A 14,222-nucleotide genomic window follows, 5' to 3' on the forward strand; every position below is an offset into this window, starting at 1 on the left:
CTTAAATGTTTTGTGCGTTTGCCGCCAGATGGGTTTTTTATGAAAATATTTTTTTCTTCTATCGCTGTATTAGGTTTGCTATTGCTCGCGCAGTTTGCTGCAGCGGTTCCTGAAGCTGACGGACAACGTATCGATCATAATGCCGTTGAAAATGAGCGGCGTAGGATGGATGAAAGTCAAAATTATCTTGAGGAAAATGCTAAGCGTGACGGAGTTGTAGTAACTGATTCAGGTGTGCAGTATGAAATTCTTGAGCCTGGCTCTGGATCAACTCCTAGTCTAGAAGATACCGTTGAGATAACTTTTAAAGCTATCGATCTTGATGGCACTGATTCAGACTATCCCGGCTTCACGGAGAGGTTCAAAGTGAGTCAAGCCGGGAATGAATTACAGCAGGTGCTTCAACAGGTGGGAGTTGGAGGCATTTGGACTATATATACTCCTGCAGAATTAGCTCATGGTGAGATACAGATTCATCGCTTTGAATTAATAGCTGTGAAGTAAATGGCAAGTTCCAATACTTCTTTCTCTTGTATATTAAGTGCGCTTTTACTATTTAGCAGTGCCGAAGTAGGGGCCGTGCCTAAGCAATTACCTGCACTTAATGCAGCGAGTGGCCTAGCCAGTGTAGTTGGCGTTTCATCAGGCGGCTATATGGCCACTCAGCTGGCGGTTGCCTGGCCCGAGCGATTCAGTGGGGTAGGCGTGGTAGCCGCGGGCCCCTGGGGGTGTTCCCAGGGGTCGCTGAGCATGGCGCTGAACCGCTGCATGATGACGCGGGGTGGCCTGCCGGATCCTGAGGATCTTGAAGACCGCCGCGCACGTTATCTGCAAAACGACCAGGTGGGCGAGCAGGACGCGCTTGGCAGGCTGAGGGCCTTTATCTGGCATGGCGGTGCGGACAACGTGGTGGCCCCCGAGCTGGTGACGCTTTTGGCTGGACAGTGGCGGCAGTGGCTGGCCTCACCTGGCCAGTTAAAGGATGTACGCAATCCAGCGGCGGGCCATGGCTGGCCGGTACGCCTGCACGAAGAGGAAACGGTGGGGCCCCACGAGCTGGGTGACTGCCGCCAGGGCGGAGGCAGCTATGTGCTTGCCTGCGATGAAGACGTGGCTCGGGAGATGCTTGCCTGGCTATATCCAACGCGCGAGGCGGGCGACCCTGAACCGGGCGAGCTGGTCGCGTTCGATCAATCGGAGTTTGCGGTCAAGGGGCTGGCGGACACCGGCTATCTCTTCATCCCCGCGGCCTGCAGCGAGGGAGCCTGCCCGGTCACGATTGCCCTGCACGGCTGCCAGATGAGCGCCGGCGCCATTGGCGACACTTTCGTCAGCCACAGCGGATTGAACCACTGGGCTGCGCGACATCGCCAGCTGGTGCTTTACCCTCAAGTCGACAGCAGCCTTTCCAACCCCCAGGGGTGCTGGGACTGGTGGGGCTATGCCGAAAGCCTCTGGCAGCATAACCCGCTGCACGATAGCCGCGAAGGCGCCCAGCTAAAGGCGCTGATGGCCATGCTGGATCGTCTGGAAGCGCCGACGGCAAGCGTCGATTAACTTCTGCGCACGTCAAAGTCGAACCAGCTGCCCAGCTTGCCTTCGGGCGTATCCACGATCACTCGTGCCCGCCAGGGCGTGGCAATGCCGGAACGGCTGTCTCTCTTTTCTCCCAATTGCCCCAGACCGCGAAAGCGGCCAGGGGCAACGGCGTCGAGCACGAAGCGGTAAGCTTCATCTTTTCTGTGCCGGCTGAGAAAATCCACGCTGACCCAGGTAGAAGTCACGCCATCGATATCCACCCTCAAAGGTAGCGGAGTCAGCGCGCTGACCGGACCGCAGATGTCGATATGCAAGGTCAACTGCCCCGCATCGCCGAGTCTTGCCGTGCAGGCCTGGGTATTCAGGTCGCACGGGGCAGCCGCAGGAAACCAGGTGACCTCATCGTGCAGGCGGTGGAAAAGCAGATATCCCATACACATGGCCAGCCCCAGGCCGGTTACCAGAATCAGTGCTTTGAGCCCCGGCAAGCCCGAAGCAGGCTCAGGTCGTATCTTCATGGCAGAATACCGCTACGCAGGCCGTGAGGCGGGAGTCGTTTCATGGTAACAATAAAAAAACCGATGGCGTTGCGCCCTGATGTCGCAGCCCATCGTCGCCAACAAGGAAACGCCATGGAGAGTATTACCGCTGCCCTCGGGCCTCTGTTTCTGCTGATCCTGCTGGGGGCAGGACTGGGCTACTGGCGCTGGCCGAGCCCGGATTTCTGGCCCTCCTTGGAGCGGCTGATCTATTTTGTGCTGTTTCCGGCAATGCTGGTGGGCACGCTGGCGAATGCAGATGTCAGTCAGGTGCCGGTGGGCAGGCTTGCCCTGGTGCTGCTTGGCGCCATGGCGCTGTTTGGCCTCTTTATCTGGCGTTTTCGCCACTGGCTGGGCCTGACGCCGGCGGCGTTTACCTCGGTGTTTCAGGGCGCGGTACGTTTCAATACCTACGTGGGCGTGGCCGGTGCCGCTGCCCTGCACGGTGCGGCGGGGGCCACCACGGCGGCGGTTGCCGTGGCGCTGATGGTGCCCGTGGTCAACGTGATGTGCGTGGCAAGCTTTGTCGGGGCCGGCACGCTGGGCAGCGCCAGCCTGGGCAAGAGCGTGATGGCGCTGGTGAAAAACCCGCTGATCCTTGCCTGCCTGGCGGGAATCGGGCTGAACCTGAGCGGCATCGGCCTTCCCGGCTGGAGTGGGGATACGGTGGCCCTGCTGGGCCGCGCGGCGCTGCCGCTGGGGCTGGTGGCAGTCGGTGTGGCGCTGCGCCCGGCGGCACTCTTGCGTGTCGACCGCGGACTGCTGGCCACCAACACCATCAAACTGCTCTTGATGCCGGCGTTGGTGCTGGTGCTGGCCTGGGCGCTTGGTCTGGACAGCATCAGCCGCGACGTGGCGCTGCTGTTTGCCGCGCTGCCGACCGCCACGTCGGCCTATATCCTGGCGCGTCAGTTGGGCGGCGATGCCGAGCTGATGGCTGCCATCATCACCGGTCAGACCCTGCTTGCCATGCTTACGCTGCCGCTCTGGTTACAGTTAGCCGGCTAATATGTAAAAATAAATAAAAAGTATTCGCATTTGTGTTGACGGGGTAAATGCGAATGATTATATTGAAGATGTAGCGTTTGATGAGTCGCTACAGACCACGACAGATAACCGCCAGTTTCCTGTCATGGTTTCTCCCTCTCATTGCTAGTCACGGTCTTTTGCCACTCCATGGGAGTGGCTTTCTTTTTTTATGGCCCCTCGAATCCTACAATGGTGCATCTCTATCAGGCGCTGGTCATCACATGGCACACCAGAAACCGCACCTTCCAACGAAAACGTGCCCGGTCTGTGAGCGCCCGTTCACCTGGCGCAAGAAGTGGGCTCGGGATTGGGAGAACGTCGTCTACTGCTCGCAGCGGTGTCGGCGTCAGGGCGCATGATGACGGCGGCTGGCCGCCACTAAAAAGCCGCCATGACGGCGGCTTTTGCGATCAGGCGGTCTGGCTTACGCCTCACGCCGATAGATCAGATCCCACACGCCGTGGCCGAGCTTTTCGCCACGCGCCTCGAACTTGGTCAGCGGACGAAATGCCGGGCGAGGTACGTAGGGCGCGGTATCCGTGCCTGCGGTATTGGCATAGCCCGGAGCGGCTTCCATGACCTCGGCCATCCACTCGGCGTAGGCTTCCCAGTCAGTGGCCATGTGGAAGGTGCCGCCATCCTTCAGGCGCGTGCGAATCAGCTCGACGAACGCCGGTTGCACGATGCGCCGCTTGTGGTGCTTCTTCTTTGGCCAGGGGTCGGGGAAGAACAGTTGCACGGTGGTGATCGAGCCTTCAGGCAGGCACTGCTCGAGCACGGCGAGGGCATCTTCTTTATAGACGCGCAGGTTGGTCAGGCCACGCTTGTCCACCTCATCGAGCAGTTTGCCTACCCCCGGTGAATGTACTTCGATGCCGATAAAGTCGGTATCCGGGTGGGTTTCTGCCTGTTCGATCAGCGAATTGCCCATGCCGAAGCCGATCTCGACCACGCGCTGTGCCTGGCGCCCGAACAACGCGTCCAGGTCCTGCCGGCCGTCGGCGATCGTGAGGCCAAAGCGCGGCCATACCTCTTCCAGGCCGCGGGTCTGTGCCTGGGTCATGCGGCCTGCACGGATGACGTAGCTCTTGATCCCCCGACGGTGCAGCGGTGCATCCGGGCCTTCAGGGCCGGTGGAAGATTCATCGGGTGTTTGAATGTCAGTCATGTCTCTCAACCGTTGATACGGCCAGCAAAAGGGGAGGAGGGGTCGGCGTTCTGGCGGCGCGGCATACGGCCGGCCAGAAACGCATCGCGCCCGGCTTCCACGGCATTTTTCATGGCCCGTGCCATGCGCAGCGGCTCACGCGCGTGGGCGATGGCGGTGTTCAATAACACGCCATCGCAGCCAAGCTCCATGGCCATGGCGGCATCCGAGGCGGTACCGATGCCGGCATCGACCAGTACCGGCACGCGGCTCTGCTCGACGATCAGGCGCACGTTGTGCGGGTTCTGGATGCCGTGGCCGGAGCCGATCAGCGAGCCCAGCGGCATGATGGCGCAGCAGCCCATGGCTTCAAGCTCACGGGCGACAATCGGGTCGTCGCTGGTGTATACCATGACGTCAAAGCCATCGGCCAGAAGCGTCTCGGCGGCTTTCAGGGTTTCGACCACATTGGGGTAGAGCGTGGTGTCGTCGCCCAGTACTTCCAGCTTGACGAGGTTGTGCCCATCCAGCAGCTCGCGAGCCAGGCGGCAGGTGCGCACGGCGTCCTTGGCGGTATAGCAGCCGGCGGTGTTGGGCAACAGGGTGTAGCGCGACGGCGAGATGACGTCGAGCAGGTTGGGTCCATCTTCCTGACCAAGGTTGGTGCGGCGCACGGCAAAGGTGACGATCTCGGCGCCACTTTCGGCAATGGCCGCGCCGGTTTCATCGAAGTCCTTGTATTTGCCGGTGCCCACCAGCAGGCGAGAGCGGAAGTCGCGTCCGGCAATGGTAAACGGCGTATCGGTGTGCAGTGTCATAGCGGATCCTGGATAAAGCGCGTGAAATAGGCGTTCGCCCGCGGTGAGGCCAGGGCCTGCGGCTCACCCACCGCCGATGGCGTGCACGACTTCCACCTGATCGCCCTGGCCCAGGCGGGTGGTGGCCAGCTGGCTGCGCGGCACGATCTCTTCGTTGATCTCGACCGCCACGCGCCGGCCGGCAAGCCCCAACCGCTCGATCAGGTCGGCGGCAGTGAGCTCGGCATCCAGCGTATAAGGCTCGCCATTGAGTTGGATGTGCATAAGGCTGTCTCGTCTATCGAGGCATAGGGTCAGAGTGTAAGGACACGGGATAAACCCTAGCGAAATACCATGTAGTCGCCCTATTGTAGCGTTTTCCGGCGGGGCAAGGTATGGCGAGCCCTGGCCGCGACAGAAATATTCATTCGGAAAAGGAGCAGGCATGCGGCGTGATGAGCGAATGATCGGGTGTGGGGTGGCGCTGTCCGGCGTGCTGATGGTGGTTCTCGGCGCCTACGCGGCCCACGGCCTGGCCGAGCGGGCCAGCGCCGCCATGGTGAGCGTCATGGAGACCGGCGTGCGCTATCAGGCGTGGCATACGCTGGCGGTACTTGGCGTGCTGGTGGCCCAGCGGATATTCAACCTGCCCGGCTGGCGCTGGGTGGCGGGACTGTGGGCGCTGGGCGTGGTGGGCTTTTCGGGCTCGCTTTACCTGATGGCCCTGGCCGGGCTGCGGGTGGGTATTATCACGCCGATGGGCGGGGTGCTGCTGATGGCCGGCTGGCTGGCCCTGGCAGTCAGCGTTATCAGAGCGCCCCGCGGCTAAGGTCGACAGGCGTGTCGATATCCTGAAACAGGCCGCCGTCCGCCATGTCGTATTCGTGGTACCGGCAGGGGTGACGGCGAATCACCTCGCGTGCCCCGCTGGCGCCGCTCAGCGCTTCGAGTTCAGGCCACAGGGTACGCCCGAAGATGACCGGATGCCCCGGCTTGCCGGCATGACACGGCCGCAAGATGGTATCGGGCGTGGCCCGCTGCTGAAGCGCCGTTAGCGCCTCCCGGCTTATCCAGGGCATATCGCCCAGCAGTATGGCCACGGCAGTAGCGTTGCTTGTCGCTGTATCGCGGCCAAGTGAGGTCACCGCTTCGGCCATGCTTGCTCCCAGGCCACGATGCGCCTGGCGAACGCGAATCAGCGCAACGTCGTCTGCCAATCCCAGCCGTGCCGCCTCATCCTCTTCACGGATCACCACGCGGATATGGGCAAATGCCTGGCGGGCGCGGGCTACCGTGGCGGCCAGTAGCGTTTGCCCGCTGGCCAGGCGCGCCAGGCGCTTGTCGTCGTCACCAAAGCGGCGCGAATAGCCGGCGGCCATTACCAGGGCGACCACCAGGGGGCTGGCGGCGTCAGAGCGCATCCAGCGCCCTGCCGTGCTGAACGCGCACGATGTCGGCCATGACCGCGAGCGCGATTTCGGCCGGCGTCTTGCTGCCCAGTGCCAGACCTATCGGCATATGGATACGGGCAATCTCGGCGTCACTTAGCCCGCCGGAGCGCCTCAGCCGCTCTGCCCGCGCCGCTGAGGTGCGAGCAGATCCCATCACGCCGATATAAAAGGCGGGCGTGCGCACCGCCTCCATCATCGCCAGGTCATCAATTCTTGGGTCGTGGGTGAGCGCCACGATGGCAGTGGCATCGTGGCAGCGGTGGGTGGCAATGTACCGGGAAGGCAGCTCTGCCTTGACGGTCGCGCCGGGAACGTCAAACGCCTGGCAGGCGGCGGCGTCGGGGTCGCAGACGATCACTTCAAAACCCAGGGTGACGGCAAACGCGGCACAGGCGCTGGAGACTGGCGAAATACCGGCGATGATCAGCCGCCGGGTGGGAGCAAGGCGCATGCTTACCCGGTGTGGCGCATGCTCGTCGGCAGGCCATATCACCCGCGGCCCGAGTGAGGTGTCTTCGGAAAAGCAGCGCGTGCCACGGTGGATATCGACGTGGCGCATGAGCGGCTGGTGGCCTTCAAGTGCCGCCTTCAACGTGTCCAGGTGCGCCAGGGTATTCGGCGTGGCGGGCAAACGCTCCACCAGTACCTCCAGAATGCCGCCGCAGGGCAGCGTGATATGCCCGCCCCGTTCATCGTCGGCATCACCGTAGCGTATGACGCAGACGGCCTGTTCGAACTGCCCCTCGCCTAGGCGCGCAATGAAATCATCCTCGACACAGCCGCCGGAGAGCGACCCGCGGTGCCGGCCATCCCGGGTGACTGACATCCACGAGCCGGGGGCGCGAGGCGATGAGCCGAAGGTGGCCAGCACGGTGCAAAGCCAGATCGTTTCGCCCTCTCGGGACCAGGTAAGCGCTTGTTCGATAACCTGCAGGTCCAAATGTTGCATTTCAAACGTTTCCAATCGTTGGCAAACGGCATCCATTGCCTGTCTTGCGTGGGGTAGACGTGTCATAGCGTAGCGCACCTGGCGTGAAAGAGGGGGGAGCCACCTGGTTTTGCAAGGTTTGGTCACAGACGTGGGCTACCTGGCGCAATCGTGTCTATGCTGAATACCTCATGGCATCAAACGAGCGTTAGCAACGCGCAAGGAAGGCAGATAGCAATGAACTTCTCTAATAATGTCGAAAGACAGACCAAGACCGTGACCTCCGACAGCAGTACCTATTCACTGACCATCAATGGCAAACGCCATACGTTGACGCTGGATAACCGCACCACGCTTCTGGACGCGCTGCGTGAGCACGTCAAACTCACCGGCAGCAAGAAAGGCTGCGACCACGGCCAGTGCGGCGCGTGCACGGTGAACATCAATGGCGAACGGGTGAATGCCTGCCTGACCCTGGCCGTCATGCACCAGGACGACGAGATCACCACCATCGAAGGGGTGGGCGACGTCGAGCACATGGACCCGATGCAGCAGGCGTTCATCGACAACGACGCCTTCCAGTGCGGCTACTGCACGCCGGGCCAGATCTGCTCGGCGAAGGCGACGCTCGACGAGATCCGCGCCGGTATTCCGAGCCATGTTACCAAGGAGCTTTCAGGCCCCATCGAGATCAGCGATGAGGAGATTCGCGAGCGCATGTCCGGCAACCTGTGCCGCTGCGGCGCCTACGCCAACATTCTGAAAGCCATCAACCAGGTTGCCAAAGAACAAGTTGCCGAGGAGCGGTCATGAAAGCCTTTTCCTACGAGCGCATCGACGATGCCGCCCAGGCCGCCGCACGCGCCTTCGAAGTGCCCGGCAGCAAGTTCATCGCCGGAGGCACCAACCTTCTGGATCTCATGAAGCACGAGATCGAAGTGCCTGCGCACCTGATCGATATCAACGGCACCGGCCTTGACGATATCGTCGAGACCGACGAGGGCGGCCTGCGCATCGGCGCCTTGGTCAGCAACACTGCCCTGGGCGCCGATGAGCGTATCCGGCGTGACTATCCGGTGCTGAGCCGGGCGCTTTTCTCGGGTGCCTCGAGCCAGCTGCGCAACAAGGCCTCCACCGGTGGCAACCTGTTGCAGCGTACTCGCTGCCCGTACTTCTACGATCCGGCCATGCCCTGCAACAAGCGCGAACCCGGCGCGGGCTGCGCAGCGCTCGACGACGGTGCCGACACCCGCCAGCTGGGCGTGATCGGCACCTCAGACCACTGCATCGCCACGCACCCCTCGGACATGGCCGTTGCCCTTCGCGTGCTGGACGCCGAGGTCGAAACCATCAGCCCCGAAGGCCAGACGCGCAGGCTCACGCTTGATGAGTTCTATCCGCTTCCCGGCGATACGCCGGAAGTGGAAAGCGCCCTTGAGCCGGGTGAAATCATCACCGGTGTGGTACTGCCCGCGCCGGTCGGTGGGCGCCAGCGTTACTACAAGGTGCGCGACCGCGCCTCCTACGCCTTTGCGCTGGTCTCGGTGGCACTGGTCGAGACCGACGATGGCAAGGGCCGTGTGGCACTGGGTGGCGTGGCCCCCAAACCCTGGCGGCGCGATGATGCCGATGCCGAGCTTGGCAATGGTGCCCAGGCGGTGATGGCAAAGCTTCTGGACGGTGCGCGCCCTACCGAGGAAAACGCCTACAAGCTGACGCTTGCCGAACGTACGCTGGCCGCCCTGCTGGCAAAGGAGTGATGCATGGACTTTAATCAATCAGCCGACGAGAACCTCTTCGACCGTGCGCGGATCATCGGCAAGCCCCACACTCGGGTCGACGGTGCACTGAAAGTGACCGGCACGGCGCCCTACGCCTACGAACGCCATGATGTCGCGGAGAACCCCCTGGTGGGGTACCCGCTGGGATCAAGCATCGCCAAGGGGCGCATCACCCGCATGGATGCCACGGCGGCGCGCAGCGCCGAGGGCGTGGTGGCAGTGATCACAGCACTCGATATCGATGAGCTGCCCCGCCCCGAAAGCAACGTGGCCAAGCTGTTTGGCGGCGACATCGTCGAGCACTACCATCAGGCGATTGCCGTGGTCATCGCCGGTACCCTGGAGCAGGCCCGCGCTGCCACAAGGCTCATCGAGGTGGAGTACGAGGAAACACCCGGCGAGTTCGATCTGGACGATGCCTGGAAACGGTTGCAGGATCGCGACGTGGTTTCCCATGTGGGCGATGTGGATGCGGCGTTCGAGCGTGCGGACGTGACACTCGACGAGATCTATCACACTTCGTCGCAAAGCCACGCCATGATGGAGCCCCACGCCACGATTGCGGACTGGTGCGACGGCAAGAACCTCACGCTGTGGACCTCGAACCAGATGATCGAGTGGTCCCGCCAGGGGCTCGCGACTATCTTCGAGATGGACCCGGAGCATATCCGCCTGGAGAGCCCCTACATTGGCGGCGGCTTCGGCGGCAAGCTGTGGGTCCGCGCTGACGCGGTGCTGGCCGCACTGGGCTCCCGAGAAACCGGCCGCCCGGTGAAGGTAGCGCTGCCGCGCCCGTTCATCTTCAATAATGCCACGCACCGCTCCGGCACCGTGCAGCGCCTGCGCATCGCTGCCAACAAGGATGGGCGCATTACCGCCTTCGACCACTCGGCGATCTCGCATACGCTGCCCGGCGGTAGCGGCGAGGATGCAGTCAACCAGACGCGCTGCTTCTACGCCGGCGAAAACCGCCGCGTGGCCCATCATGCCATCGACATGAACCTGCCGGAATCCGCCGACATGCGCGCCCCGGGCGAGGCCACGGGCCTGGCCGTGCTGGAAATCGCCATGGACGAAATGGCCGAGAAGCTCGGCATGGACCCGGTCGAGTTTCGCATTCTCAACGATACCCAGGTCAATCCGGAAGAGCCCGAAAAGCGCTACAGCGACCGCCACTTCGTGGAGTGCCTGCAAAAAGGCGCCGAGGTCTTTGGCTGGAGCGAACGCAACAAGACGCCGGGCAGCCGTCGCGAAGGCCAGTGGCTGATCGGCCAGGGCATGGCCGGCGCCTACCGCGGCGCGCCCACGCTGGATTCCGGCGCCCGGGTGCACCTGCAAAACGGCCGGCTGATCGTCGAGACCGACATGACCGATATCGGCACCGGCTCCTACACCATCATCGCCCAGACCGCTGCCGAAACCATGGGCCTGGAAATGAGCGACGTGGACGTGCGTCTGGGCAACAGCGCCTACCCGTCAGCATCCGGTTCCGGTGGCCAGATGGGCGCGGCCAGCTCCACCGCCGGTGTGTATGCGGCGTGCGTGGCGCTTCAGGGCGAGATCGAAAAGCGCCTTGGAATCGAGTCGGCGCGCTTCGAGAATGGCCGTGTGGTGGCCGCGGGTACCGACCTGGCCCTTGGTGAGGTCGCCAACGGCGAAGAGATCGTCGGCGAGGATACGCTGCACTTTGGCGACTTCAAGGACGAGCTCGAAATCGGCACCTTCGCGGCGCACTTCGTGGAGGTGGCGGTACACGCCTACACCGGCGAAACTCGGCTGCGGCGTACCCTTTCGGTGTGCGATGCCGGGCGGATCCTGAACCCGATCACCGCGCGCAGCCAGGTACTGGGCGGCATGACCATGGCCACCGGTGCGGCGCTGACGGAAAGCCTCAACATCGACACGGCGCGCGGTTTCTTCCCCAACCACGACCTGGCCGGTTACGAAATCGCGGTGCACGCCGACATTCCCGACCAGGAAGTGATCTTTCTGGACACCCAGGACGGCGCTTCGGCACCGCTCAAGGCCAAGGGGGTGGGCGAGCTCGGTATCTGCGGCGGCGCGGCGGCGATTGCCAACGCCATGTACAACGCCACCGGCATCCGCCTGCGTGACTACCCGATGACGCTGGATCGCATGCTCGACCGGCTGCCTGGGGCGTAAGCGCCAGGTAATACCGACAGCATAAGAGAGACCCAGCCCCGGTAAGTTGGTGCTGGGTCTTTTATTTTCTAAAGTGTCGCGTTCCGGCGTGTCACGAGGGCAGCGCGTAGCTTGCGGTCACGTGAACGACCGGGCGAGTATCATCAGCGGCGGAAAATACCTGTACCTCGCCCACACCTAATCGTCGGCCGAGCTTGATCAGCCTGGCGTGGGCGATGATGTCGTGATCGCCGGAGGCGGCGCGCAGGAAGTGGCAGTTGAAGTCGCTGGTCACCGCCATCGGCTCCGGGCCTATCTGGCCGAGAATCGCCACATAAAGCGCCACGTCCGCAAACCCCATCATCGTCGGCCCGCTCACCCGCGGACCGGGACGCAGGTGTTCATGCCCTACTTTCAGGCGCATGGCGGCGCACTTGTCACCCACGCTCTCGATTCGCCCCATCCGCTGGGGAAACACCTCGTCCAGAAACTGCTCTATCTCGTCGACGGTCATTACGGTCATTGTTGTTGTCCTGTATAAAAAAGCCCCAAGACATACGCCTTGGGGCTAGTTGTATCATGAAACCGGCTTACTTCGCCTTGTGAACCTGACGCCACTCATGCAAAAGCGGCTCGGTGTAGCCCGATGGCTGCTCACGGCCCTTGAAGATCAGGTCGGAGGCGGCCTTGAAGGCCGTGGAGTCTTCAAAGTGGCTGCTCATGGCGGTGTAGGTGGGGTCGCCGGCATTCTGCTCGTCGACCACTTTCGCCATGCGCGTGAGGGTCTCCTTCACGCGGGCCTCATCCACGATGCCATGGTGCAGCCAGTTGGCGATGTGCTGGCTGGAGATGCGCAGCGTGGCGCGGTCTTCCATCAGGCCCACGTCGTGAATATCCGGCACCTTGGAGCAGCCCACGCCGTGTTCGACCCAGCGCACCACGTAGCCCAGAATCCCCTGGCAGTTGTTGTCCAGCTCCTGCTGAATCTCCTCATCGGACCAGTTGGCGTTTTCCGCCACCGGAACGCTGAGCAGATCGTCCAGGAAGTCCGGCTCGCCTTGGGCTTCCAGCTCGCGCTGAACGTCCGCCACGTTGACCTGATGGTAGTGCAGCGCATGCAGCGTGGCGGCGGTGGGTGATGGCACCCAGGCGGTGTTGGCACCGGCTTTCGGGTGGCCGATCTTCTGCTCGAGCATGGCGTGCATCAGATCCGGCATGGCCCACATGCCCTTGCCGATCTGAGCGCGGCCGCGCAGGCCACAGGCAAGGCCTACCTGCACGTTGTTCTTTTCATAGGCGGTGATCCAGGCGGCTGACTTCATGTCACCCTTGCGCACCATGGGGCCGGCTTCCATGGCGGTGTGCATCTCGTCGCCGGTGCGGTCCAGGAACCCGGTATTGATGAATACCACCCGCGAAGAGGCTTCGTTGATGCACGCCTTGAGGTTGACCGTGGTGCGGCGCTCCTCGTCCATGATGCCCATTTTCAGGGTGTCGCGGCTCATGCCCAGAATGTCTTCGACGCGGCCGAACAGCTCGTTGGCAAACGCCACTTCCTGGGGGCCGTGCATCTTGGGCTTGACGATATATACCGAACCCGTGCGCGAGTTGCGCGGCTGGTCGGCGTCTTTCTTCAGATCGTGCAGGGCGAGCAGCGAGGTCATCACGGCGTCGAGAATGCCTTCCGGCAGCTCGTTGCCCGCCTCGTCCAGAATGGCCGGGGTGGTCATCAAGTGGCCCACGTTGCGCACGAACATCAGCGAACGGCCGGGCAGGGTGACCTTGCCGCCTTCAGTGGTCTGCCAGGTGCGGTCGGCGTTGAGCTTGCGGGTAAAGGTCTGGTCGCCTTTCTCGATGCGCTCTTCCAGGTCGCCCTTCATCAGGCCAAGCCAGTTGCGGTAGACGCCAACCTTGTCTTCGGCATCCACCGCGGCCACGGAGTCTTCGCAATCCATGATGGTGGTCAGCGCGGCTTCCACCACCACGTCTTTCACGCCCGCCGGGTCGGTCTTGCCAATGGCATGATCCGCATCGATCTGGATTTCCAGGTGCAGGCCGTTATTGGCCAGCAGGATAGTGTCAGGCGCGGACATTTCGCCGGTAAAGCCAATCAGCTTGCCTGAATCCTTGAGCCCGGTGTCGCGGCCGCCGTCCAGGGTTACCACCAGGTGGCCATCGCGAATCGCGTACTTGACCGCATCACGGTGGGAGCCGGTGGCCAACGGAGCCGCTCGGTCGAGCACACCACGCGCGTAGGCGATGACTTTTTCGCCGCGCTTGGGGTTGAAGCGTTTGCCTTTCTCCGCGCCATCGTCTTCGGAGATGGCATCGGTGCCGTAAAGCGCGTCGTAAAGGCTGCCCCAGCGCGCGTTGGCGGCATTAAGGGCGTAGCGTGCGTTGCTGACCGGTACGACCAGCTGCGGGCCTGCCTGAAGCGCCACTTCGCGGTCGACATTGGCGGTGTTGGCCTTGACGCTGGCCGGCGCTTCGGCCAGGTAGCCGATCTCTTTCAGGTGCGCGCGGTAGGCGGGCATGTCGCGGACCGGGCCCGGGTTTTCGCGGTGCCAGGCATCGAGCTTTTCCTGCAGCGCGTCACGCTCTGCTAGCAATTGCTGGTTTTTTGGGGTCAGATCATGAAACAGGGCATCGACACCGGCCCAGAAGGTGCTTTCATCGACGCCCGTTCCGGGTAGCGCCTGCTCGCTGATAAAGCGGTCCAGCTCGGCGGCCACCTGTAACCGGTGGCGCGTGATACGCTCGCTCATGGGGTTTCTCCTGTGAAGGTGCCCAAGGGGGATCAAATGGCCTGGGGCAGAGTAAAAGCACGTTTATGGAAAATACTTCCACAACTGCATGGGCATGTAAACAG

The 14,222-nt window shown here is 62.6% G+C and carries 16 protein-coding genes; 8 read left to right on the top strand and 8 right to left on the bottom strand.

Going from position 1 to position 14,222, the window contains the following annotated elements; genetic code table 11:
- The first annotated feature begins 39 nt into the window (after positions 1–39).
- Both HW452_RS08665 and HW452_RS08670 read left to right on the top strand, forming a co-directional pair.
- Positions 40–504: an FKBP-type peptidyl-prolyl cis-trans isomerase N-terminal domain-containing protein gene (locus HW452_RS08665; protein WP_224105709.1), complete on the top strand. Its 465-nt coding sequence runs from the start codon at positions 40–42 to the stop codon at positions 502–504.
- Positions 505–1,557 (top strand): PHB depolymerase family esterase, encoded by a 1,053-nt coding sequence (locus tag HW452_RS08670; RefSeq protein ID WP_224105710.1) that lies wholly within the window; start codon positions 505–507, stop codon positions 1,555–1,557.
- On the opposite strand, the gene HW452_RS08675 is transcribed toward HW452_RS08670, so the two are convergent.
- Positions 1,554–2,057 (bottom strand): hypothetical protein, encoded by a 504-nt coding sequence (locus HW452_RS08675; protein ID WP_224105711.1) that lies wholly within the window; start codon positions 2,055–2,057, stop codon positions 1,554–1,556. The two genes, HW452_RS08670 and HW452_RS08675, sit on opposite strands and share 4 nt — an antisense overlap.
- A 114-nt stretch (positions 2,058–2,171) precedes the next feature.
- On the opposite strand from HW452_RS08675, the gene HW452_RS08680 reads away from it, so the two are divergent.
- Together HW452_RS08680 and HW452_RS08685 are read left to right on the top strand one after the other, a co-directional pair.
- The gene (locus tag HW452_RS08680) at positions 2,172–3,086 is read left to right on the top strand and encodes an AEC family transporter (RefSeq protein ID WP_224105712.1); all 915 of its coding nucleotides are present in this window, start codon (positions 2,172–2,174) and stop codon (positions 3,084–3,086) included.
- 242 nt (positions 3,087–3,328) lie between these two features.
- Complete coding sequence (locus tag HW452_RS08685; protein ID WP_224105713.1) at positions 3,329–3,466, top strand: DUF2256 domain-containing protein; 138 nt, start codon at positions 3,329–3,331, stop codon at positions 3,464–3,466.
- A 65-nt stretch (positions 3,467–3,531) separates the two neighbouring features.
- Here HW452_RS08685 and trmB read toward each other — a convergent pair whose 3' ends face one another.
- From trmB to thiS, 3 genes are all read right to left on the bottom strand, one after another.
- Positions 3,532–4,275 carry a tRNA (guanosine(46)-N7)-methyltransferase TrmB gene (gene trmB / locus HW452_RS08690; RefSeq protein WP_224105714.1) on the bottom strand — a complete coding sequence of 248 codons (744 nt, stop codon included), beginning with the start codon at positions 4,273–4,275 and terminating at the stop codon, positions 3,532–3,534.
- Positions 4,276–4,280: 5 nt separating this feature from the next.
- Positions 4,281–5,072: a thiazole synthase gene (locus HW452_RS08695; protein ID WP_224105715.1), complete on the bottom strand. Its 792-nt coding sequence runs from the start codon at positions 5,070–5,072 to the stop codon at positions 4,281–4,283.
- Positions 5,073–5,135: 63 nt separating this feature from the next.
- The gene (thiS, locus tag HW452_RS08700) at positions 5,136–5,336 is read right to left on the bottom strand and encodes a sulfur carrier protein ThiS (protein ID WP_224105716.1); all 201 of its coding nucleotides are present in this window, start codon (positions 5,334–5,336) and stop codon (positions 5,136–5,138) included.
- A gap of 160 nt (positions 5,337–5,496) precedes the next feature.
- On the opposite strand from thiS, the gene HW452_RS08705 reads away from it, so the two are divergent.
- Positions 5,497–5,880 (top strand): DUF423 domain-containing protein, encoded by a 384-nt coding sequence (locus HW452_RS08705; RefSeq protein ID WP_224105717.1) that lies wholly within the window; start codon positions 5,497–5,499, stop codon positions 5,878–5,880.
- Here HW452_RS08705 and HW452_RS08710 read toward each other — a convergent pair.
- Both HW452_RS08710 and HW452_RS08715 read right to left on the bottom strand, forming a co-directional pair.
- Positions 5,861–6,472, bottom strand: coding sequence for a nucleotidyltransferase family protein (locus tag HW452_RS08710; RefSeq protein ID WP_224105718.1), 612 nt, complete (start codon positions 6,470–6,472; stop codon positions 5,861–5,863). The genes HW452_RS08705 and HW452_RS08710 overlap by 20 nt on opposite strands.
- A complete protein-coding gene (locus HW452_RS08715) occupies positions 6,462–7,451 on the bottom strand; it encodes an XdhC family protein (RefSeq protein ID WP_224105719.1) in 990 nt (329 codons plus the stop codon). The genes HW452_RS08710 and HW452_RS08715 overlap by 11 nt, the downstream gene beginning before the upstream one ends.
- A 216-nt stretch (positions 7,452–7,667) precedes the next feature.
- Here HW452_RS08715 and HW452_RS08720 point away from each other — a divergent pair, with 216 nt between their 5' ends.
- The 3 genes from HW452_RS08720 to paoC are packed head-to-tail and all read left to right on the top strand — an operon-like array spanning position 7,668 to position 11,374.
- A complete protein-coding gene (locus HW452_RS08720; protein WP_224105720.1) occupies positions 7,668–8,243 on the top strand; it encodes a 2Fe-2S iron-sulfur cluster-binding protein in 576 nt (191 codons plus the stop codon).
- On the top strand, positions 8,240–9,190 hold the full coding sequence (locus tag HW452_RS08725; RefSeq protein ID WP_224105721.1) for an FAD binding domain-containing protein: 951 nt from the start codon (positions 8,240–8,242) through the stop codon (positions 9,188–9,190). Before HW452_RS08720 ends, HW452_RS08725 begins: the two co-directional genes overlap by 4 nt.
- Positions 9,191–9,193: 3 nt before the next feature.
- On the top strand, positions 9,194–11,374 hold the full coding sequence (gene paoC / locus HW452_RS08730; protein ID WP_224105722.1) for an aldehyde oxidoreductase molybdenum-binding subunit PaoC: 2,181 nt from the start codon (positions 9,194–9,196) through the stop codon (positions 11,372–11,374).
- A gap of 91 nt (positions 11,375–11,465) precedes the next feature.
- Here paoC and HW452_RS08735 read toward each other — a convergent pair whose 3' ends face one another.
- Entirely contained in the window at positions 11,466–11,876 is a 411-nt protein-coding gene (locus HW452_RS08735) for a PaaI family thioesterase (RefSeq protein WP_224105723.1), read from the bottom strand.
- 67 nt (positions 11,877–11,943) lie between these two features.
- Entirely contained in the window at positions 11,944–14,118 is a 2,175-nt protein-coding gene (locus HW452_RS08740; protein ID WP_224105724.1) for a malate synthase G, read from the bottom strand.
- Between the last annotated feature and the right edge of the window lie 104 nt (positions 14,119–14,222).

The sequence above is a fragment of the Vreelandella aquamarina genome, assembly GCF_020075495.1.
GTDB classification, from domain to species: domain Bacteria; phylum Pseudomonadota; class Gammaproteobacteria; order Pseudomonadales; family Halomonadaceae; genus Vreelandella; species Vreelandella aquamarina_A.

What these genes read in the sequence shown, in the direction of transcription:
- HW452_RS08665 (WP_224105709.1), top strand. Translation starts at nt 40, where the DNA reads ATGAAAATATTTTTTTCTTCTATCGCTGTATTAGGTTTGCTATTGCTC.
- HW452_RS08670 (WP_224105710.1), top strand. Translation starts at nt 505, where the DNA reads ATGGCAAGTTCCAATACTTCTTTCTCTTGTATATTAAGTGCGCTTTTA.
- HW452_RS08675 (WP_224105711.1), bottom strand. Translation starts at nt 2,057, where the DNA reads ATGAAGATACGACCTGAGCCTGCTTCGGGCTTGCCGGGGCTCAAAGCA.
- HW452_RS08680 (WP_224105712.1), top strand. Translation starts at nt 2,172, where the DNA reads ATGGAGAGTATTACCGCTGCCCTCGGGCCTCTGTTTCTGCTGATCCTG.
- HW452_RS08685 (WP_224105713.1), top strand. Translation starts at nt 3,329, where the DNA reads ATGGCACACCAGAAACCGCACCTTCCAACGAAAACGTGCCCGGTCTGT.
- trmB (WP_224105714.1), bottom strand. Translation starts at nt 4,275, where the DNA reads ATGACTGACATTCAAACACCCGATGAATCTTCCACCGGCCCTGAAGGC.
- HW452_RS08695 (WP_224105715.1), bottom strand. Translation starts at nt 5,072, where the DNA reads ATGACACTGCACACCGATACGCCGTTTACCATTGCCGGACGCGACTTC.
- thiS (WP_224105716.1), bottom strand. Translation starts at nt 5,336, where the DNA reads ATGCACATCCAACTCAATGGCGAGCCTTATACGCTGGATGCCGAGCTC.
- HW452_RS08705 (WP_224105717.1), top strand. Translation starts at nt 5,497, where the DNA reads ATGCGGCGTGATGAGCGAATGATCGGGTGTGGGGTGGCGCTGTCCGGC.
- HW452_RS08710 (WP_224105718.1), bottom strand. Translation starts at nt 6,472, where the DNA reads ATGCGCTCTGACGCCGCCAGCCCCCTGGTGGTCGCCCTGGTAATGGCC.
- HW452_RS08715 (WP_224105719.1), bottom strand. Translation starts at nt 7,451, where the DNA reads ATGCAACATTTGGACCTGCAGGTTATCGAACAAGCGCTTACCTGGTCC.
- HW452_RS08720 (WP_224105720.1), top strand. Translation starts at nt 7,668, where the DNA reads ATGAACTTCTCTAATAATGTCGAAAGACAGACCAAGACCGTGACCTCC.
- HW452_RS08725 (WP_224105721.1), top strand. Translation starts at nt 8,240, where the DNA reads ATGAAAGCCTTTTCCTACGAGCGCATCGACGATGCCGCCCAGGCCGCC.
- paoC (WP_224105722.1), top strand. Translation starts at nt 9,194, where the DNA reads ATGGACTTTAATCAATCAGCCGACGAGAACCTCTTCGACCGTGCGCGG.
- HW452_RS08735 (WP_224105723.1), bottom strand. Translation starts at nt 11,876, where the DNA reads ATGACCGTAATGACCGTCGACGAGATAGAGCAGTTTCTGGACGAGGTG.
- HW452_RS08740 (WP_224105724.1), bottom strand. Translation starts at nt 14,118, where the DNA reads ATGAGCGAGCGTATCACGCGCCACCGGTTACAGGTGGCCGCCGAGCTG.